We start from the raw sequence: 26,474 nt of genomic DNA, 5'->3' as shown, positions 1-26,474 counted from the left end.
TAATGGCCAATCCTCTCTATGACGGTTTGTTCGGCGCTCACGCCGGTAAAAACACACCTTTTTTGCATCTGCTCGACGGGTCAACTGTTACGCATCAGGACTTTCTGAGCACAGTCGCGCAGATCGCCAATGTGGCAACCCAACTGGGTCTGAAGCCCGGTGACCGGGTCGCGGCGCAGATTGAAAAATCACCCGAAGCATTGGCGCTCTATGCCGCCTGCGCGCAGGCGGGTCTTGTGTTCCTGCCGCTCAACACTGCCTATACGGTGGATGAATTGACTTACTTTATTGAAAACAGCGGGTCTTCGCTAATTGTCTGTGACGCCAGAAGTGAGGAGAGTCTTACCCCCATCGGAGCGCAATTGGGGGCGCAAGTCGAGACCCTGAACGCTGATGGCAGCGGTAGCCTGATGGATCAGGCCGCGGCCATGCCGGCCAGCTTTGAGACAGTAGACCGGGACGGTGAGGATCTGGCGGCGTTTCTCTATACTTCGGGCACGACGGGCCGTTCTAAAGGTGCGATGCTGACCCAGAACAACCTGTTGTCGAATGCAAATACGCTGGTCACTGAATGGCGTTTCACATCCGACGACGTGCTGCTGCACGCGCTGCCGATCTTTCACACTCACGGACTCTTTGTGGCAACTAATGTCACACTGGCTGCGGGCAGCAGCATCGTATTCATACCTAAATTCGATCTGGACGAGATCATAGGGCGGATGCCGCATGCCACGGCGATGATGGGCGTACCGACCTTCTATACCCGCCTGTTGGATGACGATCGGTTCACAAATGAACTGACCAAACACATGCGCTTATTTGTTTCCGGTTCCGCTCCACTGCTGGCGGAAACCCATGTGCAATTCGAAGAGCGCACCGGCCATCGCATCCTGGAACGCTACGGAATGACAGAGACCAACATGAACACTTCAAATCCGTATGACGGTGACCGTCGAGCGGGCACCGTTGGGTTCCCGCTTCCGGGTGTCGAACTGAAAATCTGCGACTCTGATGGTAATGCCCTTCCGCAAGGCGAGATCGGAGAGATTGAGGTGCGCGGCCCTAATGTATTCAAGGGATACTGGCAAATGCCGGAAAAAACCGCCGCCGAGCTGCGCGAGAACGGATTCTTCATCACGGGCGATTTGGGTCGGGTCGATGAGGATGGCTATGTCCACATCGTTGGCCGTAACAAGGACCTGATCATCTCGGGTGGCTACAATATCTACCCCAAAGAAATTGAGCTTGTGCTGGATGACCAGCCGGGAGTGCTTGAGAGTGCGGTAGTCGGTGTACCCCACCCGGACTTCGGTGAAACGGTTCTTGGTGTGATTGTAGCCGAACCGGGTGAGTCCCCTAACCTTGAAGAGATGCAGACTGCAGTTTGCAACAGTCTCGCGCGGTTCAAACACCCGCGCCAGTTGATCCTGATGGAAGAACTGCCCCGCAACACCATGGGTAAGGTTCAAAAGAACATCTTGCGCGAACAATTTAAAGACCTGTTCGTCGCCGCATAGGATAACACTCCCCGGCCCGAAAGCTCTCTTCTCGACAATGCTGCGGGCCAAACTTCAACGGCCTGAGGGTTCGAAATCCATGCTTTCAAGCCGTTGATTTTTCTCTTCAGGAGCTTGCAAAAATGTATCAGAATATCCTCGTTCCGATTTCCTTGGATGTAGACCGAGATACGGCGCGCACTTTGCAAGTTGCGCAGGTGCTCAACTCTGACGATGATCAAATCACGTTTTTGCATGTCGTCGAACATCTACCTCAATACACGAATAATTTGCTTCCGATTGATCACTTAGAATGTGTCAAAGCCGTCGCTTCGGAAAAGTTGACGCCGTTTTTGAATGGCTTCACGAGTGCCTGGATCGAGATCGTCGATCCTAAATTGCATGTTCATCTTCATACCGGCAATGGCGATTGCTGGCGGATCGGGCATGGCAATGGGCTGGAAACGCAAGGACGCGCTAACGAAAGCCAAGAAAACCCGCATGCTTGTCATCGCGAGGAATGGTTTGCTGATCCTCGTACCCGCCACCTGGTTTCTGGCGGATAAAGCCACTGCTGCGAATTCGACAGCACGTTTTATACGATTCAGGTGATTGAACTAATCGCCGGGGCGGCCAACCTCACGATGATGAGACTGAACATTCGTGATAGCCTAATAATGATTAGCAAAATTCGAAGGCCGCACTGAGGATGTGGTTCCACCCCAAGTAACAGCCGCGAATTGGTGCTATGTCCACATCTCTGAAATTGCAAAGTTTAGTTTCAAATGCCTGCTTAGGGCTGCGATCTGTCACAAACGTGCGACGCGGAGAACAGCAACGCTGAGCGCAATGTGGATAATGCTTTGCGAAAATATGTTGGTAAGCTGAAACCAATGAACCATCTAAACCGATTTGGTTTCCAGCGGGAATAACCTGTCATATGCCAAAGTGAAAACATAGGTATAGGCAACGACGAAAGACGTAACGACGACATCCGTCATTAGGGCTTCCATTAACCCAATGCCGAGCCACCAAGCGTAGATAGGAAGTGACGTTGTTACCAGCGAAGCCTCAAACCCTATCGCGTTCAATATCCGCCCAAAATGCGAGCGTTGACTGGCAACGCGCCCGGCACGGGCATCAATCCTGTCAAAAAACCAGTTATAGACAAGGTTTAGAACCATCGCCTTGACCGCGAGGACCACTCCGAGCTCGCCAATTTCAGCAATCGGTTTGTCGAAAAAAGCGGCGCCGACAGGCACTAAGAAAGCCATCAACAACAGCTCAAAGCTGATTGTATAACGAAGACGATCCTTGCCCGTTCTGAGAATGACTTTGTCCGACATTTCCAACTCCATTGCTGGATTGTGTTCTATTGAGGTTTTCAGATATTTATAGTTAATAACTATCTAAATATCAGATAGGTTTACTATGCCGTCACCTGAGAGTTTGCAGGCCTTCGTACTGGCCGCAGAGCTTGGCTCCTTCTCTGCGGCCGCGCGGAAGATGAAGAAAGCCCAGTCTGCGGTATCAACTGCAATCGCTAACCTTGAAATCGATACCGATCTTCAACTTTTTGACAGAAGCAGCAGGTCTCCGACGCTCACACAGGCGGGCCAATCGCTGTTACCATATGCCAAGGGCATTTTGCTCGGAAACCAGGAATTTCACGCCAAGGCGACATCGATGTCGGAAGGGGTAGAGGACAAGGTGAGCATTGCAGTCGAACAGGGGGTCAATCTGACTCCGGTTTTGGATGTGTTGAGCGATTTTTCAAATGAGTTTCCCGACGTCTCGCTTGAAATCCTGACCACCGGCCCAAACGATACGGCGACCTTGCTCAAAGAGGGGCGTGTAACACTCGGCCTCATGACGGAACAGGAAAGTTACCCGACGGGCTTTCAGGTTCGGGGCGTCGGATATTCAGCTTTGGTTCCGGTCTGCGGTACATCTCATCCGCTGGCCAGACTGGATCGCGTTGCTCACCGAGACCTCAGACAATATCGGCAATTGGTACTCAGGAGCCGTTCACGTGAAGTCCCTGGCCAGGTCGGTGAAATCAAGAGCGCATCGATTTGGTATGCGGAAAACCCCCACATGATCCTTGAACTGGTTTTGCGTGGTTTAGGATGGGCCGAATTGCCATTGCCAGTTGTCAGAGAATTGCTGAGATCGAACAAGCTGGCTCAAATGGATTACACGTTCCAGCAAAGCGATGCACTGGAAGGCATCGACCTTGTCTGGACAGAGCAACACGTTCTGGGCAAAGCAGGTCAGTGGGTACAGAGCCAGCTCTTCAATATTCCGCAAAATGTATGGGCGGATTGAGTTCAAAGCGTGCCTCGCAATAATTCGACCATTGGGGGCAAAGTTGCGCATCTGGGAAACTGTGAGGCTTGGTTCTGAAGGTCTACTTCGGTCGTTCGCTGCCGGTGCGAATTAGATGGCCAGCTGAATTCACATTACCCATCAATCGACACTCAAGCTTCAATCTTACTCATCGCGGAAAGAAGCGCGCAGCGTATGTTTTCAATCTCGTCCGGGGGGCGAAACTCTTCAAAATGTAGCTTGTCGTGTTCCATTACCTCTTTCATTGCACGCTCGATGAGGTGTTCGCCTGCCTCGGTCAGTTGCACAATCTTACTGCGACCATCGCGTGGGTTGGGGGCCCGTGTAACCAAACTTCTGCGCTCAAGGTCGACCAAAATATTGGCTGCACCACCTGTAGTCAGAAGCGCGGACTTACAGAGATTTGATGGCGTAAGTTGGCGGGGTTTCGGCTGCGCTCGAAGCGCGACCAAGACTTCGAAGGCTGCGTGAGTGAGATCGAAACGGGCCAAGGCTTCCTCCGTGCGCGCCCGGATCAGTTCGTTCAAACGGATCACCGAGAAAATAATGTCGGTTTCCGGCGAGGCTGCTTCAGGCCAGTTGAGCTTGATCCGCTCGAGAAGTGATCGAATTGGAACCTGGTCGGCCATGAGCATCCCCCTATTACGCTTTCAAACGTAATTTATCTTTACAGAAAGGTAAATGATCATTATGCCTTTTCAGAAAGGTAAATTGGGAGCCGTGTGAAATGTGCAATTTAGCGAATGCTTTGATCGATAATCTGCCCAAAGCAGAACTGCATGTTCATATCGAAGGGACCCTGGAACCCGAGATGATGCTGAAGTTAGCCCGTCGAAACAAAGTATCGCTGCCCTATGAGACGGTCGAGGATGTGCGAAGAGCTTACGAGTTCGACTGCCTCCAAGATTTTCTGGATCTGTACTACCTCGGAATGTCCGTGCTTGTAACTAAGCAGGACTTCTTTGATCTGACTTGGGCTTACCTGACCCGGGTGCATGCAGACCGTCTGACCCATGTTGAACTGTTCTTTGACCCCCAGCCGCACATGGATAGAAACGTCGCCTTTGAAACTGTTGTCGAAGGGATCACGCGCGCGCTTGAGGCCGGGGCAAAGGAGTTAGGTATTTCGTCCAAGCTGATCATGTGCATCGTGCGCCACTTGCCGGAAGAGCATGCTTTCACCGCATTGGAATGCGCGAAGAAACATAAAGAGCACATCCACGGTTTCGGCATGGACAGTACAGAACGTGGCATCCCTCCTGCGACTTTTGAGCGTGTTTTCAAGGCGGCGCGGGAAGAGGGGTTTGTGCCCGTTGCCCATGTGGGCGAAGAAGGCACCTCTGAAAACGTCAAGGAAGCGCTCGACCTGCTAAAAATCAAGCGTGTGGATCATGGAAACCATGCTCTGGATGATCCAGCGCTGGTGTCGCGCTTGGCTCGTCAGAAAACACCGATGACAATGTGTCCTATTTCCAATTGGCGGCTCAAAGTTATCCCGGATTTGACCAAGAGCCCGGTCAAAAAGGCATTGGATGAAGGTCTTTTGGTAACAATCAACTCGGATGACCCGTCCTATTTCGGCGGCTATATCAATGACAATTATCGCGCCGTTCAGAGGAACCTGAACCTCAGCGAAAAAGACGTCATTCAATTGGCTAAGAATTCCTTCGCCGGTTCGTTCTTGAACGACTCTGAAAAACAGGCGCAGCTGGACAAGATCGACCATCAGGTCGAGACGTTGCAAAGAACCATGGGCTCATCCGGTTTATCGTCCAGACAATAGGGCATCACTTCGTATCCGGCTTGATGTCGAGCAGCTTGGTCCCTTTCAGACAATCCATGCCCCACACCTTGATGCGCCTGTCCGTGATCGCCTCGATCTGGACGCGCGCCATTGCAATAGGCTTGGGGCGGTGAGGAGAGCGCAGCGCAAAGACGCTACGCGTGAGACTATCGCTCCGGCCGCCCCGATGCTGCAAAAACAGGTTCTTATCGACCCTTTCCAATCAGTAAAGCACGAGGATAGTTTGCCCGGCTTCAAGGCCTAAAAGCCCTTCTGAAAAACGAGAACCCAAAATGATATCGCATCGCGGGCCATCGGCCTGCACATTGTTTGGGCAATCGTCCAAGGACTGATAGGGGGTTTCGATGTGGCCGATGAACGTCAGGTCAAATGTCATTGTCTGCCCCTTCACTTCGAAGGTCCGTTGGTCAGCATGTTGTAAGCCAGCAGTGTAGCAAGGATGACGCCCCCGCCTACAAAGCTGGCCAGCGGCGGGATTTCCCCGAAGACCCCAAAGGCGAAAAGCGGGGCCAGAACCGCCTCGGCCACAAGGATCATGCCCACCTCGGGTGCGGTGATGTAACGGGTTGCTACTTGCGACAGGACCCGCCCGAACGGCGCGGTGAACAGTCCCATCACGGCCATGACCGCCCAAGTGCTTCCGCTGTAGGTCGACGGTGTCGCCAGGAACACCATCACGATGGCCAGAAAGAAACCGCCCATTCCGACGCTCGCCAATCGGCTGACCGACTGAAATCGGCGAAGAAGCACCATGTTCAGAGAGATAAAGCTGACGGCGATCAGCGCCAGTGCACCTCCAAGAAGGTTGCCCGATCCGAATGAACCAGACACGACGATGGCAATGCCGACCATCACCGCTGCGATGGCGATCCAGGTGGCGCGCCGTGCCACCTCACCCAGGAAGACCCAACTGAACATCGCGGCCAAGGCGGGGGATGTGCTGAGGATTACGATGGTATTGGCGACCGAGGTGTTCTTGAGGCTGAAAATCAAAGTAGTCGCGCTTCCCAGCATCAGGAGGCCTGAAACGATGACGGGCCAACCGCTTGCCCTGAGTGTTCCGATCAGCCCCTTGTCCTCGCGCAGTTGAATGAAGATCGACATAGATAGGGCAGTGAACAGGCCAAATAGAAAGGCCGTGTCAAAACCGCCCACGCCGGACACCCGAATAAAGATAGCGTCGAAGCTCATCAATGTGGCCCCGGCCATGGCGATCAGGATGCCGGTCATCTGGGCATTGCCGGATGGTGAGCGGATTGACGTGTTGGTCATTTCGAGACTCCAAAATCATACTTTCCAGTATGCATAACGATTCTTGAGGTGGAGTCAATATTGTCATACTTGTTGGTATGACAATTTGAAGGGACGACACATGGGCAAGATGGAAGCCAAACGAGAGCAAAAGCGCCGCGCCATCCTTGAGGCTGCGGAACAGGCGTTTTTGACTGACGGGTTTTCCGACGCCAACATGGACGCTATTGCCGCGCAGGCCGGTGTGACCAAGCAAACGGTGTATCGCTATTACCCGTCCAAGGCTGACCTGTTCCGGGAAACGTTAAAGGAGATGGGTGCGCGTCATGATGATGACGCAAGTGATCATCTCGACCTTCCCGACCCCCAAGAGGCCCTGCGCCGCTTTGCTATCAGTTTCATGCAGGCCCACCTGTCCAAAGAACACCTGAGCACTTTCCGTTTACTTGTCTCGGAAAGTGCCCGCGCTCCTGAAATGATCCAGGCTTTCTTCTCGGTGGGCCCTGCCGGAACCGAAGAGCGATTGCGGCGGTTCTTCACCGAGCGGCTTGAAATTCAGGACCCGGCCCCCATGATCCGTTTGTGGACCGCGATGTTATTTGCGTTTCAGGATGAGGCCCTGTTGGACGTGCATCGTCCAACCAAAGCGGAACTTGAAGAGCACGCAACAAGGGCGACGCAAGTCTTCCTTTCTGGAGTCACAACGCAATGATAGGCCCGGAAACAGGGGTGGGCTTTGTATTAGGTGCTGGAGGCCAGAATTATCCGCATCTCGGAGTTTGCAAAGCTCGGCGATGAATGTCCGTTTTGGGCTGATAGGGCGGTCATTGCCTTGTGCTGAGTGGACGGCAACTCTGTCCGCAGAGCCGTCATCTTTGCAAGATCTGGTGCCGCGCCGACTCAAGTCGGCTTTGAGCCCTTGGGGACGAATGCTGCAGGTCGATTGACCTGCAGGTTCGACTTGACGTGCAACAATATTGTTGCATAAAGAAGCATGAGTGTTCAATGCGACCCGCAGCTGAATATCGTTTTCAGCGCCCTCGGTGACACAACGCGGTTGTTGATCCTTGATGAACTGAGAAAACGTGACGACCAATCACTCTTCGAACTCTGCGCGCGACTGTTCGAAGAGCATTCAATCACGATATCCCGACAAGGCATAACCAGGCATCTGAATACCCTGGAGCAGGCTGGTTTAATCACCACTGCATGGCAGGGGCGCACCAAGATTCACACCCTTGCAGCAGCATCAATTTTGGATGCGATCAACCCCTGGGTGGCACTATATTCTCAAGGAGACACGAAATGAAAATGTACATGAAGAGCATAGCTGTAGACGATCAATCAAAAGCACTCGATTTCTACACGAGCAAGCTTGGGTTTGTTGTGAAACACGATATCCCGATGGGTGAGCACCGTTGGCTGACACTGGTATCCAAAGAGGAAACCGAAGGAGTGGAGTTAGGTCTAGAGCCAAACGTGCTTCCGGCGAGCCGGGCCTATCAAGAGGCACTTATGGCTGATGGGATTCCCGTTTCGGCGTTCAGCGCAGACAATATTGAGGCTGAAGTTGCCAAATTGGTGTCAGTAGGCGTTGAGTTCACACAGCCTCCTGTAAAAGCTGGCGGTGCAACGATGGCGGTGTTTGACGACACCTGCGGAAATCTCATCCAATTAGTTGAATTGCATGTTTGATTGCCTTGGGTAGAAAATCTGACAGTGTTTTGAGGTGGTCATTCACAGCAACACCCAAATTGTCATCATTGTCCTGCACTGCGTTAGTTCAGCCAATCTCTGATTTTGCGCTCGTAGCGAACTGCTGCTTTGACGCGCCGCGTCGCCGCATCGTTCGGTAAAGCTCAATGACCGGTTTGGGCCGTGTTTTCCTGAGTTACTACCAATCAAAAATGGGTTGATAGACGAAGTTGACCGCTAGAGTGCACAGGGCAATACCGCACAAATTGAGCCAAAACCCTGCTCGCGCCATATCGGTGATTTTAAGATCAGGGTTCGAAAACACGATCGCATTTGGGGCCGTTGCGACGGGCATCATGAAAGACATATTGGCTGCAAGCGCGGCCGGCACTGCCAATAAAAGCGGGCTCCAATCGAATCCGACAGCAACGGCAGAAACCACCGGAAGTATCGTTGCGGCCGAGGCTGGATTTGACATGATCTCGGTCAGAAAGACCATCATCGCAACCACCAGAAACACCATAGCGAAAACCGTGATGTCAATTGCTGACACCTGTTCTCCGATCCAATCCGCCAGTCCGGTGATCTGAAACGCCAATGCCACGGCGAGCCCACCGCCGATCAAGATCAATACATTCCACGGCAATCTCACAGCGGTTTCCCAATCCAGCGCGAATTTCGTCATATCTGCGTTCACCGGGGTCGCGAATAGCAACAAAACCGCGATCAACGCTACGCCGGTATCCGTGATCGGCAATCCGGTGAAATGCGTAATCTGGTCTCCGAAAATCCAACCGGTGGCGACCAGAACAAAGACAGCCGCGACGGTTTTCTCTGCGCGGCCCATCGGCGGAAGCCGTTCCCGTTCAATGCGAACCGCGTCGGCAAGGTTGTTATCTGCCAGGCCGTCGCACCGAAACAAGACAAAGCTCAATAATGCCCAGGCGATGAACAACATGACCAATGTCACCGGAAGACCGATCATCAGCCAGTCAACGAACTCGACCGTAATGCCGTATTCGCCGGACATGATTGTCGCCAGCAAAGCATTGACGGGTGATCCGATTAACGTGGCCATTCCCCCAATAGATGCGCTGTAGGCCACGGCCAGCATAAGGCCGACAGAAAACCGACGCAGCTCATCCGAGGGCGTAACTTTGCATTTAATGAAGTCGATGACAGAAAGTGCAACGGCATACATCATGATTGTTGCGGCCGTATTCGTGATCCACATCGAAAGGAATGCAGTGGCAATCATGAAGCCCAGGGTCAGATTGCGTGGCCCTGTACCGGCCCTTGAAACGATTGCAAGCGCAATGCGCCGATGAAGGCCCACAGCTTCAATCGCCATGGCCAGCATGAACCCACCCAGAAACAGGAATATGAGGGGATGGCCATAGGCCTGCGTTACCGTACCAATCTCGGCAACTCCGGCGAGAGGCATGACGACAACCGGCAGTAAGGCAGTGGCGGCTAGGGGTATCGCCTCGCTAAGCCACCATGCAACCATCCACGCCAGCAAGGCCAGCAACGTCCAGCCCGCCTCGGACATTCCAGGCGGTGGATCAAACGAACGAACGAGGAAAAACAGTATTGGGCCGGCCAATAGCGACAGGAATACACGCCAACGGGAACGGACTGAGTGGACCTGAAGCTCCTGCATTAAACCAACCCTCGGCGTAACAATCCCGACGATATGTCTACGCAGCACTCATGGCCGCGCCTTTTGTCAGATTAGGGCAAACATCTGCCTTATGTCATCTGCAGGTTTCTTGTTTGGGTTTTGCAGGCGATGAACCAAACGGTGTGAGCAACTTAATTTTCCGCGTTTTCCAGACCGCTTATGCTGGCATCGAGCAGTGTCTTCAGCTTTGGGCGCCATATTTCAGTCAGGGCGTCTTCGCGTGTCACCAGTGAGATGTTGCGAAACAACGGCTGCGGCTTACACGGCAGGACAAGAACCTGATCAGCGCCATACCGCAATACGTCTGTTTTTGGCAAAAGCGCGTACCCGATGCCGCTTTTTACGCAGTTTACGATTGCCTCGATACTGTCGAGGATAATCACTTCCTTCGACTTCAATTGCATCTGATCACGGTATTGGGCGATCAGCTTGCCGATGCCCGACGATGGAATGAAATGCAAAAAAGGGTGTGATCGGGAAAGTCCGGTTAGTCCTTTTACCTTGCTGTGCAGCGGCGCTGCGATAACCATTTCCTCATGGATCAAAGTTTCGCAGCAAAGATCAAATGTCGCGTCTGCGATTTCAGTTACGATTGCGGCATCCAGTTGACCGTTCCGGACCTGTTCGCACAAAGTCTCTGACAATCCAGTCCTTGTGCTCAACATTGTTTTTGGAGCCAGTTGTTCTGCCGTTCCAAGAAACAGGGGCAGAATGCGAGCAGCAGCAGAGGGGACAAACCCGACCCGGTACGTTCCGGTCAGTTGATCGGTGGGCACACATCTTGATTTCAGAACTGAATAGGCATCAACTATTGTCTTGGCGTCCTGAGCAACCCTCACTCCGAGTGGCGTCAGTTTGGGCGGCCGATACCGGCGATCGAACAACGCTGCGCCAAGCTCTTCTTCCAGTGATTTCATCTGCATGCTGACGGCAGACAGCGTCATGTTGCGCACTTCTGCGGTTCGGGAAAATGAGCTGTGCTGCGCAATCGCAACCAGTGTTTCAAAAGCTGAAATCTGCATAACTTCAATAAATCTTAATTTAAGCACAAAGTAAATTCGATTGAAAATAACATGCGGGCTCTCACATAATTGTGAGGAGAGAGGATGCCCCAATGCTTGATCAGGGAACAAAGACGTATCAGGAAATCGCCCGCGAACTGGCTCCAGGATTTGCGGAACGCGCCGGTCACTGGGACGAAACCCGAACTTATTGCTGGGAAAACGTACGTGAATTGACCGATGCCGGACTTATGGGCATGACAATCCCAACCAGGTTCGGAGGGCTTGGGGCCTCATACCTTGACGTGGTTTTAGCTGTCGAAGAAATCGCTAAAGCCTGCGCGTTGAGTGCCAGGATTGTTGTTGAGGCCAATATGGGCGGCATCAGCGCAATCATGGCTTATGGCACAGATGAGCAACGAGACTTTGTGGCCCCGCTGGTCCTGTCGGGGGACAAGCCTGCAATCTGCATAACTGAACCCAACGCCGGCAGCGCGGCGACCGAGATGCAGACAACGGCCCAGCGTGTTGGCGGGAAATACCTGATCAACGGCACCAAGCACTGGATCACGGGCGGCGGCGTTTCGAAACTCTACCTGATTTTTGCACGTGTTCTGGATGAAGACGGAACCGATCTGGGGATCACCGGTTTTCTGGTTCACTACGATCCCGAAAACGGTATCGCCCCCAAAGGGTTCGATGTGGTCGGTCGCGAACGGACCATGGGGCTGTGCGGAATGCCCGAAACTGAGCTTCGTTTTACCGATCTGGAAGTTGATGCGCGTTTCGCTCTGATAACGCCATCGGGCATAAAACGTGGTTTTGCGGATTTGATGACCGCCTACAACAGCCAGCGCGTCGGGGCCGGGACGGTGGCCATGGGAATTGCAGCCGGTGCGCTGGAGCATTCGAAAAGATACCTGCGCGAGCGTCATCAGTTCGGCCGCCCGTTGCAAGAGTTTCAGGGTCTGCAGTGGATGCTTGCAGACATGGATACGGCGGTCCATGCGTCCCGTCTGATGCTGCACGAAGCCGCTGGAACCCTTGGTTCGACTGGGTTTCCTGATATGATGATAGCAGCGCGGGCAAAGTCCTTTGCGTCTGAACAGGCGATCAAAGTCGTGAACGACTCCTTGCAGATATTTGGTGCGCGTGGATACGGTGCGCAGGAGCCGATCGAGCGCATGTATCGCGACGTGCGTATGTTCACTATCGGAGGTGGAACTGCGCAGATCCTGAAAACACAGATCGCAGGTAGTTTATTGGGCATTAAAACGCCGCAAACGAGGGACGGGTACGCGAAACTGGCGACGGGTGGATAGCTTCAGAACGCTGCGACTTGGAAAATTAGGTATCATAAGGTGCCTGACTGACACAGATACGACGTCTAACCCGAGGCCGACTTCGATCCCAGTTTTCAATCGCAGCGAATGGCCGGTCCGACGAGCCGCAACGCAGCAACTTCAGGGTCGGTCGGAGGTCCGTTATGGGCCGAATTCGTGGCAGGGGCCTGTGCTGCGTCAGCTTCGAGGTCTGTTAAGAGCCCATATTTCCTCAATCAATCTCCAACAATTTGGCAATGCCTGCATCATAGAAAGCCCTACCTTGAATAGGAAATCCGGACTGGCTGTTGAAACAAGAACACGCTGCACCGGGATGTTCAGGGCCAAGTAAATTGCAATACCCTTCCAATACGACGCAAATATTGGCAGGGGGTCCAGGATTGGGAATTGGGCCCAAAGGATCTGGAAAGAAAAGACCTGTCGATTGACATCTCGGACTGAAGCAATCCTCATTGTAGCTATGAGGAACGAGTTCCTGAGCTCTCGACGAGAAGGCTATGAAAGTCAGCAGGATAGCTATTGGCAAGGCGGGCGTCATTGCAGAGTTCGCGAATTCCTCTGAGAGTACTACCGCAATTATTGGACATTTTCATGCTGGAGTCACATTTGTCTTCAGACCCCGGTAACGCCAATCCTCAGCTGCTGGCATGCCACCCATGGTTCTTACTATTTGGCAGCAAGTTTTTGGGAGGCGAAGCAGTCCTTTATTCAACGTGAAGAGAAGGGCCGGAAAGAGTCCAAAGTCTTGAGACTTGAGCACGCACGAACGGCATCTATGCGAGCAACTTGGTCCGTTAAATAGATGCTGTCCTTTTTGACCACTATTCGATCTGGACGCAGATCGGATATCGTTCACACGCTTTGTGGTTTTCTGATTCCTTGTAGAATGGCCAACCTGTTTGATCCGCTTGGACAGTTGGAAACAAAAATGTGCACCCATACGTGTTAGCAGTGTGCATGCGGTTGGTCGCGAAAGGCTCTCGACCTGACAAAGAACGCACCAATGGGAGGCAAGAATGACCAAACCGACACTTGATCACATTATGACCGTTGCGTCGGGCTATGGTGTGTCACGTGTTTTGCTGGCAGCAACAGGGGCCGGTCTCTTCGGCCGGTTGGCGCAAGTTGGCATGACGCTGTCCGAGATCCGCGCGGCTTATAACCTGCGGGAACGCCCGGCTATGGACATGTTGGATTTGCTCGTCTCGGTGAAACTTCTCAACCGTACAGGCGATGGGCCGAGCGCCGTTTACAGCAATACCGACGAAACAGCGACATACCTTGATCCCGCCAAATCCGGATACATTGGCGGTATCCTGGAGTTTTGGGACAAGCGCAACTATCGATTTTGGGATACGATCTTTGAAGCCGCGCAGACGGGCGAAGCTCAGAACGAAAGCAAATCCCAGGAAACCGGTTTCTTTGAAACGCTTTACGCCGAACCCGCGCGGCTGGAGGCCTTCATGGCGGCCATGAACGGATCGTCGCTGCACGCCTTTACGGAATTGGCGCGCGCCTTTCCTTTTGAAAACTATCAGAACGTGACAGATATCGGGGGTGCAGACGCGCTGCTTTCGCGTCTGTTGGCCCGGGCGCACGATCACCTGACATGTGCTTCGTTCGATCTGCCTGAAGTCACTGCAATCGCTCAGAGACGCGTGGTGGAGGATAATCTTGAACACCGCATAACATGCGTGTCTGGGAACTTTTTCAAGGATCATTTTCCACCTGCCGATGTGATCACCATGGGCATGATCCTGCACGATTGGGATCTGGAGCAGAAACATCACCTGATCCAAAAGGCATATGAAACGCTTCAGCCTGGCGGCGCCCTTGTCGTGATTGAAGCCCTCATCGATGACGCACGGCGTGAAAACACCTATGGGTTGTTCATGTCTCTGACCATGTTGATGGAGTTCGGCGACCGCGCCTTTGATTTTAGCGCTGCGGAGTTCGAAACCTGGGCGCGAGAGATCGGCTTCAAACGGTTTGAAACCTTTTCGCTAACCGGTATCACACGCGCAGTCGTAGCGTATAAATGAACGACCGATTGTGACAAATACAGTATATCGCCAAAACCCTAGTCCGTACCCGTTGGAGAAGAAGCGATCAATCGACCGCAGCAGCTGGTTCTGGGGAACGTGTCTTTCAAGCGAGAACTCCTAGAACAATGACGCCGGCGCTTCCTGTTCCGACACTATCATTGGCAATCCATCTCTACAGGAAGAATTGAAGCGGCGACTTGCCACTGAAACAAGCGCGAGTTTTTCAACGAAATAAGTCGAAAGCTGGCATTAGCCGTGATCAATCAGAAACCTGCACTGTTCAGGAAAACCAACAGCTATAGTTTTGTTGCTACCTGTTGATTGAGGTTGCACTCATTCATTTCATGACTGGCTCGACGGAGGTCTCGCCCTTACTTCTCCGCAGCGCAAGGCCCTCACAGAAAATCGCCTGTATTTTCACCGTTGGTTACCCAGCCTAGGAAAAAAGTTTTGGGCGAACAGGTTCAATGCGTCTTGGCTGGTCGATCCTAATCCATTTGAGCCAGTTGTGCCGAAATGGCTTCCGATGCCCGAAGCGCTAAGGCTGCAATTGTCAGTGTCGGGTTGGCTGTACCGCCAGAGGGAAAAACGGCGGAACCCACGACGAAAAGGTTAGTTGTATCGAAGCTGCGCAAGTCCTCGTCCAATACGGCTGTCTTTGGATCAGTTCCCATCCGTACCGTACCCATAATGTGGCCCGCACCTCTTGCCACGGGATCGTGGCCAATTTCGGACGCGCTCATCGCGCTAAAGATATCTGTATGCGCAGCCTCGGCCGCTATAAGCCCTGCTTCGGTGTAAGGGTCGATGCTGAAAAAGATATTGACTTCGGGCACACCATTTTCGTCACGGCGGTCTGGATCCACGGTTACACGATTTTCCGGTACCGGAAGCTGTTCGACCATGGAGGATATTTCGATCTGTCGAGAAGTTACGTCAAAGATTGCTTGGTCCAGCTCTGCGCCCCGCAACCCTTTGGCGATGAGATGCTGTACATTTGAGAAGGGTGCATGCCTGGACCAAGCCTGGCCCTGGTTGCCTATTTCAATCAAAAGCGCGGCGTGATCGGAGCGAAACGACCCATCTCTCAGGGTGTCACACGTTGAGGTGATGAGCGGGCCTCGAAATGGCCACACAGGGTCTGGGGCCATGGCCCAGCTGAGTTTCACCGGATGATCCATCAGATTGCGGCCGACCTGATCGGATGAGTTGGCAAGCCCGCCGGGGGCACGCTCTTGCGCAGAATTCAGCATCAGCCTCGGCGTTTCGATGCCGTTGGCGGCGAGGACAACAATCTTTGCACGCGCTTGGCCGCTGGTACCATCAGAGCGTCGATATTCGACCGACTTAAGGGCCCCAGCTTCATCAAGATGAAGCATAGTCGCCGTTGTCTCAGGGAATAGGACTGCACCGGCGGCTTCGGCTTTGGCGACATGGACCGTCGCATCATATTTTGCCTGAACCGGGCAAAGCGGGATACAGGATGCACTTCCGCAACAGGCGGGGCGGTCGTCATGAGAAATGGAATTGCGAGCCTGTGGCACGGCCGAAAACTCATAGCGGCTGCCTGTCAGTGCTGCGGCGACTTTCTGGTCAAGGTAAGACTGTGGGATCGGTGGCATAGGATATGGGGTGGAGCGCGGCGATCCGCGATCATTATCACTGTCGCCGGACGCCCCCAATTCGCGCTCTGCCCACCCATAGTAGGGCTCCAATGACTCGTAGCTAAACGGCCAATCTTCTCCCAAGCCATAGGTCGTACGGAGTATAAAGTCTTGCGGCAGAAATCTTGGTATACTGCCTAACCAGTGCCAGGTGGTGCCGCCAACTACCTTGAGATAATCTGAGAGGAAAGGCTGCGGGCCGATCTGGTGATAAATCGTTTCCTGCCCCTCGGCGTTTTTGTATGACGGGGCGGCCTCTGCGGAGTAAGGGCTCGCCAAATCCTTTACGGCAGCGCTCAGGAATTTACTGTAGGCCTCACCGCGTTCGATACTCGGACCGGTCTCAAAAATTACGACGCGCATGCTTCGTGACGCAAGTTCGGACGCCGTGAGCGCCCCGGCAACGCCAGAGCCGATGACCAAAATGTCCGCTTCGATATCGACCGCAGTAGTGACGGGGCTTCTCCTTTCTTGTGTGCTTAGCGTGTGGGTGTCTCGCTCCAATCTTCAACAGCGCAGAACCCGGGTGCTTTTGTATAAGACATGGCTTGCCACACCAGCGCAGAACCATAGGTCACAGCTTCGGGATTTGTGGGATTGGGGGACAGCCCCGTGTACCACGCCGTGAGTATCTTTTCCTCAAGCTCCGGTTGCGGTTGACCCTCTGAAAGAGCATGCAGGGCCTCGCCATCCCCGATTGCCAAAAAGCCTTGCAAAAACTTCGCAGCAGCATCCGGGTCCAGGTCTTCGCGTTGCAACAGCTTTTTTGATAGTACCAAAAAGCCATCGGCATCAATGCTGGGCGCAGCATGCAGGCGCAGCCCGCTGCACGAGGTCAACAGCGCCACACCACAGATCACAAAGCCACGTCGGCCGAAAAACACCATTTAATCTCCGTTTAGATACAACTGGCACCATGCATCAATTCGTTCAGCATACCTGCGGATTACTCGCGTAGGAAGTTTCGATGAGGCACTAAAACCGTGACTCGTACGCGTCAAAGGAAATCCAGACATTCAGTATTCTCGCTCGGATGTCTGGTTTGGTACGCAAAAGCAGTCAACGGTCAAAGCCGAGACAGTGCACCCGCAGCGAAGGTCAGCAAAGCGGGCTTCGAACGCAGCATTCGAAAACCGCGCTCAAGGTCGGAAATGGGCCGATGAGCGTAGAGAGGGCTCAGTACTGATGGAAATTACGAAAGTTTGCTGTATCGGAGCTGCGAAGCTCAGCCGACAAAAATCGTCCTCGATAGCCTGATCGACTAAAGTTCTTTTTTAGAAGAGATACATTTTTGGAAACACTCAAAGTCGATCCCTCTAGCGCGCAGACCAAACACGAGTTTGAACAGTATTTGATATCCGTCAACGAAGGCGACCAGGTTGTAATCCGCAGGACTCAAGTTGCACTATTGAAACTGAGGATTTTTTGACTGTCTAGTCCCTAGATACCATGGTTTGTTTGGAGAAATTTCTTAGAAAACTCTTAAAGCCCTCAAGCGAGCGCAAAAGCTTATTTTCGGTAACATTGACCAAATGTTTAGGGTGAGCAAACATTGAAAAAGAACAGAAGCTGACTTGGCGGGTGTGGTTGATTGACACGTTTATTCATAATCGCCTTGGCCGTTACCGTTCTAAATACGATGCCAATTTGGCTGGCTGAACTGGCCGAAAAAAGCGGGATTTCCGACGTGGCGGTTGGCCTGTTGGCAAGCCTCGTCATGCTGTGCTCCGCGGTCGGATGTGCGATTGGGGCCGACACGCGAAATAAGGCTTTGCTGCGTGGAGCCGGGATCGTTGCGTTCAGCGGCATTACCGGTGCTGCGACGGTACAGGGTATTTCAACGGCGGTTTTGTTTGTCGGGGCGGGCGGTGTTGGTTTGGCGTTTGGCGTTGTTTTGGCTTTGCCCCTGTCTCGCAGTTTCACAGAGGCAAAGGTTCTGCAAACTATTGGCAACGGAATGGCGATCGGGTGTGCCGCTTCGTTCATTCTGTTGGTTGTAATTCACGTAGCCGAGTGGTCTCTACTGACATTTTTGGCCCTTCTTTCAGCGATACAGGTAATCCTGTTGTTTCAGAAAATGCCTGCGCAAAACTATCGCAATAGAGGGCATTTCAACTGGAAGCGGGACATTGGCTTGCTGCCCTTTTTCATCTGTATGGGTGCCTATTGGGCCTTTCTCGAAGTATTTTCGGCAGAGCAAGATCTTGGCAGTCTCAGCGCCTGGTTGGCCGGCAGCTTGTTGCTGTCCGGCTTGGGGTCCTACCTTGCCGGTATTGTGCCCAAGCGATTGGGCCTGCGCGCCAAGGTAATAGGCTTACTACTCGCGGCATTTGCGGGCGGACTCACCTACTTGTCTAAAACCGAGTTTTTGGTTGGCATGACTATACTACTAAATGCATTCGGACTTTTTCTGTTCTTCCCGCTCTATCTGGATCGGACGGATACTCCAGCGGCAGGTATGGCGCGCTACCTTCTGTGTTTTGCATTAGGTGGCGTGATCGGGAGCCTTGCGATAGCTATGGGAGGTTACAGGGCATTGGCCGCCTTTGTCGTCCTCTCGGGCTTAATTGCCGTACCTTCTATGACGCGTCGAAGACCTAAGACGGATATTCCGGAATACTAAGGCCCGCCTTGCGCCATCCGTGGATAGCCATTTCACCGCGCTCCGGAGTGATACCGGTCATCGCGAGTTCTTCATAGACGACGTCCTCGAAGATCGGAAACATCTCTCGCATGACCGCAGCGGCTGCGCGGGCTTTTTCGGTATTGCCCAATTCGCCGTGGAGCCAGGCAAGGTGTGCCTGGTACCAGAAGAAATCGGGCATGGGAAACTTCTCAATCTCTACCAGAGCGGCCTCGGTGAAGCCTTGCGACGCGTATAGCCAGCATCGCGCGTAGTGATACCATCCGGGGTGGACTGGGCTCAGGTCCATCGCCCGATCCAACAATTCGACTGCTCGATCATATTCTCCCAGAAACAGATGACAGGACCCAATCTCGGCCAGAACATCGCAATGGCCGGAATTCAACTCTAGCGCACGCTCGGCGGCGACCCGAAACCCCGCAATATCCATCTGATAGAAGATAGTCAGCGCCAGTGTCATTTGCGCGAAGGCATTCAGGCCGTCGCATTTCACGGCCTTGCGCGCAGCTTCTGCCGAGAGCGCCAAGGCGTCGATATCGGGGCGCTGGTTGACGTGATAGCGATACTCTTCCAGCAGCAGCATGGCATAGGCCGCCCACCCATCCGAAGATTGAGGATCCGTTTCGAGCGCGTCCTTTAACCTGTCCCGAATATCTGCATGTATGGAATGATCGTAGGACCGGTAGTATTCATAAAACTGCGCAACGAGAAAATAAGTTTCCCAGGACTGAGTGCGCCCGTCGGGCAGAGATCGAGCGATGTTTTTTGCCACCATGCCATGGCGACTTCCAAGGCGGCCGGCAATGAGAGTCGCAATTTCTTCCTGAATATCAAACAGCTCTTCTGGTCCGCTACCACGATCAAATTGTTCGGTCGCGACTAGCGTGCCGTTGATGGCCTCGGTCACTTGCACTGTCACCCGTAGCCGGTTTTGAGACCTTCGAACGCTGCCCTCGACGAAATGTGTGACCGCATATCGGTTTGACATGTCCGAGTTTGAAGCCTTCTCGGCTGCCAACTGGGCGGTTGTGCGATGTGATAGCAGGGTAAGTTCGCGAAACCGGGACAGATTGGTGATCGTGTCTTCGGTCAAACCTTCGGCCAGAAATCCATCGTCGGAGCTTGTACCGAGACTTTTGAAGGGAAGTACCGCAAGCACAATACCGTCAAGTGCCGGTGTGTCTTGAGTTTTAGTGACGGGCATGTCGATATCAGCGACAAATCGAAACCCTGTTCCATGTATGGTCTTGATTGTGTGTTGGTCCCGGCCTGTGTCTCCAACCGCCTGGCGAGCTTCTTTCATCGCGGTCGACAAAGTGGCGTCAGTGATGAACCGGCCTTGCCAGACCTGCTCGACCAACTCGTCCTTCAGAACCACTCGGTCCCGGTTGGCAATGAGGTATTCCAGAATTTGCAGGGTCTGTGGGGTCAGACTGTTACAGGCCTCGCCCCGCGATATCTGGAAGAGATCGGTATCAATCGTACATTCATTGAACGCGTATTTCATGGCCTGGAACCGATCATGTTTGAAACAATTCTCGTTTGAAACAAGCCTAGCCCTCATACTTTCTCAGGAAAAGCTCAGATGCGGCCCGAGTTTCGAATCCGTGCCGCCGCTATTCCCATTTCATCCTTAACGGTCCGCTTTGGGGCCTGGAAGCAGGAGAATAGCAATGAAATATCGCAATGCGTTACCGCAGTTGAACGGCATCCAGATGGTGGCTGATGGCGGCCTTGAAACCACACTCGTCTTTCACGACGGGATCGACCTGCCTCTGTTTGCGGCATTTAAAGCGCTGGAAAGTCAGGAGGGTATCGACGCCATAGACAGATACATGCGCGGGTTCGCCCGGCTGGCTGTAAACCATCGCCGTGGGTTCATAATGGACACTCCGACCTGGCGAGCAAGCCCCCGTTGGGCGGCTGAACTCGGGGTGGACCGGGGTGAGCTTAAAGAGGTCCATCGCGAGGTTGTCGCAACGCTGGTCAAGATGCGGGATGAGCACGAAACCACAGAGTCGCCCTTTGTGATCAACGGAGTAATCGGGCCGCACAGCGACGGTTACGCTCCGACAGAAATAATGAGCGTGACCGAAGCCGAAGCCTATCACCAGACACAGGTGGGTTGGTTCGCCGAGATGGGTGCAGACATGGTTTCGGCCATCACCATGACCTATGTCGAAGAAGCAATCGGCATTGTGCGCGCCGCACAGGCCGCTGATATTCCAGTGGTTATTTCGTTCACCGTCGAGACCGACGGCCGGCTGCCTTCGGGTCAGGATTTGCGCTCTGCCATAGAGCAGGTCGACGTCACCACAAAAGGTGCAGCGGCATACTTCATGATCAACTGCGCGCATCCCGATCATTTCCGTTCTGTCTTAGAGCAGGGCGGCGATTGGACGAAGCGGATCATGGGCGTGCGGGCCAACGCGTCGCGCCTGTCCCATGCCGAGTTGGACGAAGCTGAAGAGTTGGATGACGGGAACCCGCAGGAATTCGGTGAGCTTCATCAGGAGCTTGCAAAAATTCTGCCCAATCTGAGCGTCATCGGCGGGTGCTGCGGCACCGATCATCGTCATGTCGAGCACGTTTGCAAGGCAACCCAGCAACCGACCACCGTAACCGTCTGATCGACCACTTAAATCACAGAACCCCGGACCGTAAAAAGCAGACTGTCATCGCAATAGGCTCAAGTAGCCGCAAAGCAGCCTGGCTCAGCGGTTCGGGAAATTTCGGGGCGATCACGTCGAACATAGGAGATTATTATGACAACCGAACGGAGTTCTTTTTCTGTCCCGCCCAGCGTGGCGTTTCAACCGATTGGCGCCAAGGTGCCAGATAAAAGGGGAAAGAGTAGCGTCCCATTTGCTGAGGTTTTCGCCAAGCTGTTTTCACGTTTGCTAGGCGCCGTAATTCGTGAATATCACTTTAGGCGGGATCTCCGGCATGTGTCTCAGCTTGATAAACGAATGCTGAAAGACATTGGCCTGAACTCGGAACTCTACCACAAGGATTTGCGCTATGGACGTGATGCAAATTGGAGGTTTTGACCTTTTAGGCTTTGAGCGAGTCTTAAAGGGAACGCTTACCCCTTAGCGTCAAGGTGTGCTCAAAAAATTCAGAGCACACCAACATTCAAGTACCATGGCTAGAGAACTCCGATGCTCGCTCGTATTACTTACTTTGGTACAATTGTTGGCAATACTGTAAGACCCTGTCGACAACTTAGCCCGTTGCCTGATCGCCCACCTTTACCGTAATCGAGTTGGTGTCGCGAATGTCCGAAATGCGGACTGCAACCGCAGCATCAGACGACAGTGCTTAATGTCGGCAATGGGCCGTGAGACCCAGTGGGCAGGCATTGGCGCTGCCTGCTCTGCAAGGATACGTGATTATTCACGCCGATGCGATTTGGGGCCTATCTGCCTTCAGCAGTCGCGCAAAGATCATCACGTGCGTTACCAAGAGTACCGGCACAAAGAATGTTGGTATGAACCATGTGGGTCCAAAGTAGTTAATTGCCTCGGCTTGGCGCAAGGCGTTCACCAGATCAACAGTACCAAGGATGTTGAAGCCCCACACCAACGGAAGGGCGACCACTGACCTCCGTCGCAAAGCGATAAGCGCGACGATTGCCAGAAACGCAGAGAGCAAATCGCCATAGCTGGCGCTGGTTGCAAACGCCTCGGGCAACCCTCCGTTGTTGAGATTTGGCACCAAGAAGCTCATTCCAATGTGTCGGAAAGCATGCGGCAGCAGTAGGATTGAGAGCGCCGCCGCCGCCGACAGACGTGCAAGCCAGGGTGCAACGTACCACGCCGCGATCAGTTCAAAGACAAAGAGACTCATCGCGAATTGAAGAAGGAATATTACTGTGGGGGTCATCTGATCGATCCTTTCGATATGCTTCTGTTCACGTGAGATGTAGGTGGCAGGCCTTCATCCTCGAGCCGCAGTTTGCGATACGCTCGCCTCGGCCCGGATCGACCCCAGTGAAACGGACGGAGCGATCTTATGGGCTGTTCCAGTAGCGACATCGTAAAGCAAGGCCGAGACGGTTATTGCGTCCGGCACTTCCTGTGCCGCCGCTAAGCGATTGATATCTGTTGAAAGGTCGCTTTCCTGATCCGTGATCGCGTATTCGGATACGTCGATCCCGAGATTTTTCTGCAGCGCGTCCTGAAGGTCCGGATTGGACAGCCGCTCGGCTCCACATTGTGTGTGCTGCATAAGGATGACGTTGAACCCTTGTTCGCGGCCCTCCGTCATAGCGCTCATTAGAAAGGCGAGGGTGGCGATTTCTTCGATTGCGGCGCGTGTAACCCGTCCGCCATTGTTTCGAATCACAACCGCGTCGCCAAGCTCCAGTCCGAGGATGTGCGCGGGATCGACCCGGGCATCGCCGCAGGTCAGAACAACCGTTCGCAACTTTGGCAGGATCGGTAGGTCAGCACTGTTAAAGCCCGCCGCGAATTCTTGGTTTCGAGAGATGAGTTCGTTTTGAACGTTCATTCGGAGGTCCTTTCGTCTGAAGGCTCAATCCTTCATAGTACGCAATATCAAGCGACGCGTATCGAAGCGGTTTTTCTGGCGGTGGGTTGGTGCCTTTCAGACCAAGCTGCATCGTCCTGGCAGTACGAAGGGGACGAAAGCCGCACGTAATCGCGTTGCGCCTGGGCACGGTCGAGGTCGAAGGGGCGCATAGTGAGAATCTTCAGGAAGTTGCCGATCGCATTGAGGCTGCCGGACATGCTGCGCACCAGATCGGGTTGTTCAGCGACCTTGCGCCGTACGATGCTTTCAAAGGCTTCAGGTGCGTGCCCGCTGACTTGGAACACATCCTCGGTCGGGGCGTTTAACGCGAAGGTACCTCGCCTGTACTCTTCTGAATAAATCGCCAGCTGGGTGACAGCCGCTTCCGAATAGTTTGCAGGGCGCAGGGCTTTCAGGGCCTTGACCATCATCCGTTCGGAAATGTCGACATAGCGTACCCGCCGCCCCAGCGCGCGGCCCATTGCGTCGGCGATCTCGATGGGTGACAGCAGCATTGGACCTGTTGGGCGATAGCTCCTTCCCGCATGGTGTGCCGGATCCGTCAAGGCACCGACCGCCACACGGGCAATGTCTTCGTTCGAGGGGGCCGCATTCTTCTTCACGCCGCCGTCGCCAAGAGGCATTGTGAACTGCCCAAGATGGGCCGCCATACCCAGTACCATTAGGTAGTTTTCAGCAAACCAGCCGACATTCACTGTAGTCACAGACATCTCGGGGCGCATGCTGATCAGGATGTCGCTCAGGTAGACTTCGCGTGTAAACAGTGATGGGTGATCTACGCTCGAAAGCCATTGGCTTAGCGTAACAACGTGCTCAATCTTAGCTTCGTAAGCCGCAACGGTGAAGACCGCATTGAAGTGCAGCCCATTGGGTGCTGTTGGGGCGCATTGATAAGCCCGCTGCACGCCTTTCAAGGCATTGCGCATGTCACTCAGGGAATACTGGTCACCTACGAATAATTCGGCACCCGCACGCTCAAGTAGGTCAGAGCGATAATCTCTCCGCCGTATGAACGCGCGGACAGGATAAGCCTTAGCTCTGAGCTGAAGCGCGACTTGGAGTCCGGTTTTACCGCTTGCGCTTGTGACGAGAATCTTAGGCTTAGCAGGCATAGGCACGCTCCTTTTAGATGATGCTTGCAATCTATAATATAGATGATAGATATAATCTTAATTGTCAACCCCACCAGGGAGCGCGAGTATGCCAAGAATGTCGGAAGCGGAAAAACAACGCAGTCACAGCAGGATACTGGATGCTGCAGCGCAGTTGTTTCGCGAACGCGGTGTCGAAGCGACCAGTGTCGCGGACGTCATGAAGACAGCCGGAATGACACATGGCGGTTTCTACCGACACTTCGATTCGAAAGAGGATTTGACCGCGGCATCCTTCCGGCACGCAGTCGACGATGTGGTTTCCGACATGGAGCGCGAAGAAACCAGCGAAGGGCGAAAGAAGGAGCGCCAAGACTACATAGCCAAGTATCTTTCCCAAGCTCACGCTCAAGATAGTCGGAACGGATGCCCGTTGGCGGCGATGGGAACAGAGCTTGCCCGCACAACGGGCGCACCCCATCAGGCGGGCGTACAAGCGTCAGATCGCATGGCGGCCCTTTTGCAGGACACGTCGGAAATCGGGTCAGGTCAGGGCCTGGCCGCGATGGCGCTCTTGATGGGCACGATTACCTTGGCTCGTCTGACGGAATCCGAAGAAAAGGCAGACCGAGCGCTGGAGGCAGGGCGCACAGCCATAGGTTTGCTTCAGGATTATTGGCCGAAAGAAAGGTCCTAACTAAGGTTCTAACTGCGGCAGAGTATTCCGAGAATTTGCCGTCACCCGCTATTCGACAATGCTGCAAGGTGCACGAACGGCAGCAATGCGCAGGCTGCTCTGCGGCTTCGAGTGGTGAGGCCAACGGCTGGTTAGGACCGTCTGCGTGATCAGCTGGCAGCGGGGCAGGGGTTTCTGCTGCAACAGCACCGAGCTCCGAAATGAACCCGAAGCAGACTCCAGTTCGTGACATCAGACGACCTCGGGTTCAGAGAATTGTTCGCTTGCCGAGATGGTCTGCAAGCTGATCGAATACCAACCTGATCCTTCGCGCTGTTTGTAACTCAGAGTGTGTGGCCAACCAGATAGGAAACTTGAATGGCTCGCGTTCGGGCAGAACACGCTCCACACCGGGTGTCAGGGCCGCCACATCGTCTGACATAACACTAATGCCGAAGCCTTGGCGCACAAGCTCCCATGACACTATCCCGCTCTGCGATCCAATGCGGAAATTCTTGCGGGTTACTTCGATGCCAGCCGGATTGAGAAATCCAATCATCGTGTCAATGTCGCCAAAACCGACGAAATCCAACTTGGCAAGTTCGTCTTCATTTCTTGGTCGTCCAACTTGTTCGAGGTACAAAGGGGCAGCGTAAAAATGTGCCGTCGCTTCTGCCACCAGCTTTGCAATCAGGTCCGGCTGTGTTGGGCGTATATGCCGAATGGCGATATCTGCCTCGCGCCGCTGTATGTCCCGTATGTCATTTGCTGCGACCACGTCGATCTCGAGCCGCGGTGCCGCGAGCCTGATTTGCTTAAGAATGGGCGGCAGCTGATAAGCTGACATCACGTCGGAGGCAGTGATCCTGACTTGCCCTTCAATGGCTTGCGACTGGCTTGTCGCGGTCAGAGAAATCCTGTTCGCAACATTTGCCATTTCACTGACATGTACCAACAGCTCAGCACCAGCGGTTGTCAGATTAAGCGACTTTCCAACCCTTTCAAACAAGGTGACGCCGAGCGCCTGTTCCAGCGCGGCGACTTGCCGACCGACGGTTGGCTGGGTCTGCCCAAGCACGCGCGCCGCCGCGGAAAACGAACCTTCTTCTGCCGTTGCAAGAAAGGACCGAGCCTGGTTCCAATCGAAATTGATAGCGTTCCAATTCATGCATTAATG

27 protein-coding genes are annotated in these 26,474 nt (G+C 53.7%); 13 read left to right on the top strand and 14 right to left on the bottom strand.

All coding sequences use genetic code 11. The features are described 5' to 3' along the window. The first annotated feature begins 2 nt into the window (after positions 1–2). Both ACR0DT_RS21325 and ACR0DT_RS21320 read left to right on the top strand, forming a co-directional pair. Positions 3–1,517: a malonate--CoA ligase gene (locus tag ACR0DT_RS21325; protein ID WP_480712684.1), complete on the top strand. Its 1,515-nt coding sequence runs from the start codon at positions 3–5 to the stop codon at positions 1,515–1,517. A gap of 122 nt (positions 1,518–1,639) precedes the next feature. After that, a complete protein-coding gene (locus ACR0DT_RS21320; RefSeq protein ID WP_480712683.1) occupies positions 1,640–2,062 on the top strand; it encodes a hypothetical protein in 423 nt (140 codons plus the stop codon). A gap of 336 nt (positions 2,063–2,398) precedes the next feature. Here ACR0DT_RS21320 and ACR0DT_RS21315 read toward each other — a convergent pair whose 3' ends face one another. Next, entirely contained in the window at positions 2,399–2,842 is a 444-nt protein-coding gene (locus tag ACR0DT_RS21315) for a PACE efflux transporter (protein WP_480712682.1), read from the bottom strand. A gap of 85 nt (positions 2,843–2,927) precedes the next feature. On the opposite strand from ACR0DT_RS21315, the gene ACR0DT_RS21310 reads away from it, so the two are divergent. Then, a complete protein-coding gene (locus tag ACR0DT_RS21310; protein WP_480712681.1) occupies positions 2,928–3,824 on the top strand; it encodes a LysR family transcriptional regulator in 897 nt (298 codons plus the stop codon). 152 nt (positions 3,825–3,976) lie between these two features. Here ACR0DT_RS21310 and ACR0DT_RS21305 read toward each other — a convergent pair whose 3' ends face one another. Further along, positions 3,977–4,474 carry a MarR family winged helix-turn-helix transcriptional regulator gene (locus tag ACR0DT_RS21305; protein WP_480712680.1) on the bottom strand — a complete coding sequence of 166 codons (498 nt, stop codon included), beginning with the start codon at positions 4,472–4,474 and terminating at the stop codon, positions 3,977–3,979. Between the two features lie 98 nt (positions 4,475–4,572). Between ACR0DT_RS21305 and ACR0DT_RS21300 the strand changes: the two genes are divergently transcribed. Further along, positions 4,573–5,628, top strand: a complete 1,056-nt coding sequence (locus tag ACR0DT_RS21300; protein WP_480712679.1) for an adenosine deaminase — start codon at positions 4,573–4,575, stop codon at positions 5,626–5,628. Between the two features lie 4 nt (positions 5,629–5,632). On the opposite strand, the gene ACR0DT_RS21295 is transcribed toward ACR0DT_RS21300, so the two are convergent. Genes ACR0DT_RS21295 through ACR0DT_RS21285 form a run of 3 tightly spaced genes read right to left on the bottom strand, consistent with a single transcriptional unit; the run spans position 5,633 to position 6,921 of the window. Next, a complete protein-coding gene (locus ACR0DT_RS21295; protein WP_480712714.1) occupies positions 5,633–5,824 on the bottom strand; it encodes a TrmO family methyltransferase domain-containing protein in 192 nt (63 codons plus the stop codon). A gap of 27 nt (positions 5,825–5,851) precedes the next feature. Continuing rightward, the gene (locus tag ACR0DT_RS21290; RefSeq protein ID WP_480712678.1) at positions 5,852–6,025 is read right to left on the bottom strand and encodes a hypothetical protein; all 174 of its coding nucleotides are present in this window, start codon (positions 6,023–6,025) and stop codon (positions 5,852–5,854) included. A gap of 11 nt (positions 6,026–6,036) precedes the next feature. Beyond that, positions 6,037–6,921, bottom strand: a complete 885-nt coding sequence (locus tag ACR0DT_RS21285) for a DMT family transporter (RefSeq protein ID WP_480712677.1) — start codon at positions 6,919–6,921, stop codon at positions 6,037–6,039. Positions 6,922–7,021: 100 nt separating this feature from the next. Here ACR0DT_RS21285 and ACR0DT_RS21280 point away from each other — a divergent pair, with 100 nt between their 5' ends. The 3 genes from ACR0DT_RS21280 (at position 7,022) to ACR0DT_RS21270 (ending at position 8,595) form a co-directional block, all read left to right on the top strand. After that, positions 7,022–7,612: a TetR/AcrR family transcriptional regulator gene (locus tag ACR0DT_RS21280; RefSeq protein ID WP_480712676.1), complete on the top strand. Its 591-nt coding sequence runs from the start codon at positions 7,022–7,024 to the stop codon at positions 7,610–7,612. 282 nt (positions 7,613–7,894) lie between these two features. After that, positions 7,895–8,209, top strand: coding sequence for an ArsR/SmtB family transcription factor (locus ACR0DT_RS21275; protein ID WP_480712675.1), 315 nt, complete (start codon positions 7,895–7,897; stop codon positions 8,207–8,209). Continuing rightward, positions 8,206–8,595, top strand: coding sequence for a VOC family protein (locus tag ACR0DT_RS21270; protein WP_480712674.1), 390 nt, complete (start codon positions 8,206–8,208; stop codon positions 8,593–8,595). Before ACR0DT_RS21275 ends, ACR0DT_RS21270 begins: the two co-directional genes overlap by 4 nt. 199 nt (positions 8,596–8,794) lie before the next feature. Here ACR0DT_RS21270 and ACR0DT_RS21265 read toward each other — a convergent pair whose 3' ends face one another. Both ACR0DT_RS21265 and ACR0DT_RS21260 read right to left on the bottom strand, forming a co-directional pair. Continuing rightward, on the bottom strand, positions 8,795–10,258 hold the full coding sequence (locus tag ACR0DT_RS21265) for an SLC13 family permease (protein WP_480712673.1): 1,464 nt from the start codon (positions 10,256–10,258) through the stop codon (positions 8,795–8,797). Positions 10,259–10,410: 152 nt separating this feature from the next. Further along, on the bottom strand, positions 10,411–11,412 hold the full coding sequence (locus ACR0DT_RS21260; RefSeq protein ID WP_480712672.1) for a LysR family transcriptional regulator: 1,002 nt from the start codon (positions 11,410–11,412) through the stop codon (positions 10,411–10,413). Here ACR0DT_RS21260 and acdA point away from each other — a divergent pair. After that, positions 11,394–12,602: a 3-sulfinopropanoyl-CoA desulfinase gene (gene acdA / locus ACR0DT_RS21255; RefSeq protein WP_480712671.1), complete on the top strand. Its 1,209-nt coding sequence runs from the start codon at positions 11,394–11,396 to the stop codon at positions 12,600–12,602. The two genes, ACR0DT_RS21260 and acdA, sit on opposite strands and share 19 nt — an antisense overlap. Before the next feature lie 1,037 nt (positions 12,603–13,639). Continuing rightward, complete coding sequence (locus tag ACR0DT_RS21250) at positions 13,640–14,665, top strand: methyltransferase (RefSeq protein ID WP_480712670.1); 1,026 nt, start codon at positions 13,640–13,642, stop codon at positions 14,663–14,665. Positions 14,666–15,156: 491 nt separating this feature from the next. Here ACR0DT_RS21250 and ACR0DT_RS21245 read toward each other — a convergent pair whose 3' ends face one another. Both ACR0DT_RS21245 and ACR0DT_RS21240 read right to left on the bottom strand, forming a co-directional pair. Next, positions 15,157–16,755, bottom strand: a complete 1,599-nt coding sequence (locus tag ACR0DT_RS21245) for a GMC family oxidoreductase (protein WP_480712713.1) — start codon at positions 16,753–16,755, stop codon at positions 15,157–15,159. Positions 16,756–16,811: 56 nt separating this feature from the next. After that, complete coding sequence (locus tag ACR0DT_RS21240; RefSeq protein ID WP_480712669.1) at positions 16,812–17,219, bottom strand: sugar dehydrogenase complex small subunit; 408 nt, start codon at positions 17,217–17,219, stop codon at positions 16,812–16,814. Positions 17,220–17,923: 704 nt separating this feature from the next. Here ACR0DT_RS21240 and ACR0DT_RS21235 point away from each other — a divergent pair. Then, complete coding sequence (locus tag ACR0DT_RS21235; protein WP_480712668.1) at positions 17,924–18,955, top strand: hypothetical protein; 1,032 nt, start codon at positions 17,924–17,926, stop codon at positions 18,953–18,955. On the opposite strand, the gene ACR0DT_RS21230 is transcribed toward ACR0DT_RS21235, so the two are convergent. Continuing rightward, entirely contained in the window at positions 18,930–20,483 is a 1,554-nt protein-coding gene (locus tag ACR0DT_RS21230) for a winged helix-turn-helix domain-containing tetratricopeptide repeat protein (protein WP_480712667.1), read from the bottom strand. The genes ACR0DT_RS21235 and ACR0DT_RS21230 overlap by 26 nt on opposite strands. A 166-nt stretch (positions 20,484–20,649) precedes the next feature. On the opposite strand from ACR0DT_RS21230, the gene ACR0DT_RS21225 reads away from it, so the two are divergent. Together ACR0DT_RS21225 and ACR0DT_RS21220 are read left to right on the top strand one after the other, a co-directional pair. Beyond that, on the top strand, positions 20,650–21,606 hold the full coding sequence (locus ACR0DT_RS21225) for a homocysteine S-methyltransferase family protein (protein ID WP_480712666.1): 957 nt from the start codon (positions 20,650–20,652) through the stop codon (positions 21,604–21,606). Between the two features lie 135 nt (positions 21,607–21,741). Next, positions 21,742–22,026 (top strand): YjiS-like domain-containing protein, encoded by a 285-nt coding sequence (locus ACR0DT_RS21220; protein WP_480712665.1) that lies wholly within the window; start codon positions 21,742–21,744, stop codon positions 22,024–22,026. Between the two features lie 346 nt (positions 22,027–22,372). Here the strand turns inward: ACR0DT_RS21220 and ACR0DT_RS21215 are convergent, their stop codons facing one another. The 3 genes from ACR0DT_RS21215 to ACR0DT_RS21205 are packed head-to-tail and all read right to left on the bottom strand — an operon-like array spanning position 22,373 to position 24,642. Beyond that, on the bottom strand, positions 22,373–22,861 hold the full coding sequence (locus ACR0DT_RS21215; RefSeq protein ID WP_480712664.1) for a hypothetical protein: 489 nt from the start codon (positions 22,859–22,861) through the stop codon (positions 22,373–22,375). Between the two features lie 54 nt (positions 22,862–22,915). After that, positions 22,916–23,488, bottom strand: a complete 573-nt coding sequence (locus ACR0DT_RS21210; protein WP_480712663.1) for a carbonic anhydrase — start codon at positions 23,486–23,488, stop codon at positions 22,916–22,918. A 47-nt stretch (positions 23,489–23,535) separates the two neighbouring features. Further along, positions 23,536–24,642: an NmrA family NAD(P)-binding protein gene (locus tag ACR0DT_RS21205; RefSeq protein WP_480712662.1), complete on the bottom strand. Its 1,107-nt coding sequence runs from the start codon at positions 24,640–24,642 to the stop codon at positions 23,536–23,538. Between the two features lie 88 nt (positions 24,643–24,730). Between ACR0DT_RS21205 and ACR0DT_RS21200 the strand changes: the two genes are divergently transcribed. Beyond that, entirely contained in the window at positions 24,731–25,318 is a 588-nt protein-coding gene (locus tag ACR0DT_RS21200; protein WP_480712661.1) for a TetR/AcrR family transcriptional regulator, read from the top strand. Between the two features lie 247 nt (positions 25,319–25,565). Here the strand turns inward: ACR0DT_RS21200 and ACR0DT_RS21195 are convergent, their stop codons facing one another. Continuing rightward, positions 25,566–26,465 carry a LysR family transcriptional regulator gene (locus ACR0DT_RS21195; RefSeq protein WP_480712660.1) on the bottom strand — a complete coding sequence of 300 codons (900 nt, stop codon included), beginning with the start codon at positions 26,463–26,465 and terminating at the stop codon, positions 25,566–25,568. Positions 26,466–26,474: the final 9 nt, after the last annotated feature.

The sequence above is a fragment of the Ruegeria sp. BI11 genome (genome assembly GCF_056538005.1).
The sequence above is the reverse complement of the archived record's forward strand: the minus strand, read 5'-3'. Positions and strand labels throughout refer to the sequence as shown.

Coding starts and splice junctions, on each gene's coding strand:
- ACR0DT_RS21325 (WP_480712684.1), top strand. CDS start 3: ATGGCCAATCCTCTCTATGACGGTTTGTTCGGCGCTCACGCCGGTAAA.
- ACR0DT_RS21320 (WP_480712683.1), top strand. CDS start 1,640: ATGTATCAGAATATCCTCGTTCCGATTTCCTTGGATGTAGACCGAGAT.
- ACR0DT_RS21315 (WP_480712682.1), bottom strand. CDS start 2,842: ATGTCGGACAAAGTCATTCTCAGAACGGGCAAGGATCGTCTTCGTTAT.
- ACR0DT_RS21310 (WP_480712681.1), top strand. CDS start 2,928: ATGCCGTCACCTGAGAGTTTGCAGGCCTTCGTACTGGCCGCAGAGCTT.
- ACR0DT_RS21305 (WP_480712680.1), bottom strand. CDS start 4,474: ATGGCCGACCAGGTTCCAATTCGATCACTTCTCGAGCGGATCAAGCTC.
- ACR0DT_RS21300 (WP_480712679.1), top strand. CDS start 4,573: ATGTGCAATTTAGCGAATGCTTTGATCGATAATCTGCCCAAAGCAGAA.
- ACR0DT_RS21290 (WP_480712678.1), bottom strand. CDS start 6,025: ATGACATTTGACCTGACGTTCATCGGCCACATCGAAACCCCCTATCAG.
- ACR0DT_RS21285 (WP_480712677.1), bottom strand. CDS start 6,921: ATGACCAACACGTCAATCCGCTCACCATCCGGCAATGCCCAGATGACC.
- ACR0DT_RS21280 (WP_480712676.1), top strand. CDS start 7,022: ATGGGCAAGATGGAAGCCAAACGAGAGCAAAAGCGCCGCGCCATCCTT.
- ACR0DT_RS21275 (WP_480712675.1), top strand. CDS start 7,895: ATGAGTGTTCAATGCGACCCGCAGCTGAATATCGTTTTCAGCGCCCTC.
- ACR0DT_RS21270 (WP_480712674.1), top strand. CDS start 8,206: ATGAAAATGTACATGAAGAGCATAGCTGTAGACGATCAATCAAAAGCA.
- ACR0DT_RS21265 (WP_480712673.1), bottom strand. CDS start 10,258: ATGCAGGAGCTTCAGGTCCACTCAGTCCGTTCCCGTTGGCGTGTATTC.
- acdA (WP_480712671.1), top strand. CDS start 11,394: ATGCTTGATCAGGGAACAAAGACGTATCAGGAAATCGCCCGCGAACTG.
- ACR0DT_RS21250 (WP_480712670.1), top strand. CDS start 13,640: ATGACCAAACCGACACTTGATCACATTATGACCGTTGCGTCGGGCTAT.
- ACR0DT_RS21240 (WP_480712669.1), bottom strand. CDS start 17,219: ATGGTGTTTTTCGGCCGACGTGGCTTTGTGATCTGTGGTGTGGCGCTG.
- ACR0DT_RS21230 (WP_480712667.1), bottom strand. CDS start 20,483: ATGAAATACGCGTTCAATGAATGTACGATTGATACCGATCTCTTCCAG.
- ACR0DT_RS21225 (WP_480712666.1), top strand. CDS start 20,650: ATGAAATATCGCAATGCGTTACCGCAGTTGAACGGCATCCAGATGGTG.
- ACR0DT_RS21220 (WP_480712665.1), top strand. CDS start 21,742: ATGACAACCGAACGGAGTTCTTTTTCTGTCCCGCCCAGCGTGGCGTTT.
- ACR0DT_RS21215 (WP_480712664.1), bottom strand. CDS start 22,861: ATGACCCCCACAGTAATATTCCTTCTTCAATTCGCGATGAGTCTCTTT.
- ACR0DT_RS21210 (WP_480712663.1), bottom strand. CDS start 23,488: ATGAACGTTCAAAACGAACTCATCTCTCGAAACCAAGAATTCGCGGCG.
- ACR0DT_RS21205 (WP_480712662.1), bottom strand. CDS start 24,642: ATGCCTGCTAAGCCTAAGATTCTCGTCACAAGCGCAAGCGGTAAAACC.
- ACR0DT_RS21200 (WP_480712661.1), top strand. CDS start 24,731: ATGCCAAGAATGTCGGAAGCGGAAAAACAACGCAGTCACAGCAGGATA.
- ACR0DT_RS21195 (WP_480712660.1), bottom strand. CDS start 26,465: ATGAATTGGAACGCTATCAATTTCGATTGGAACCAGGCTCGGTCCTTT.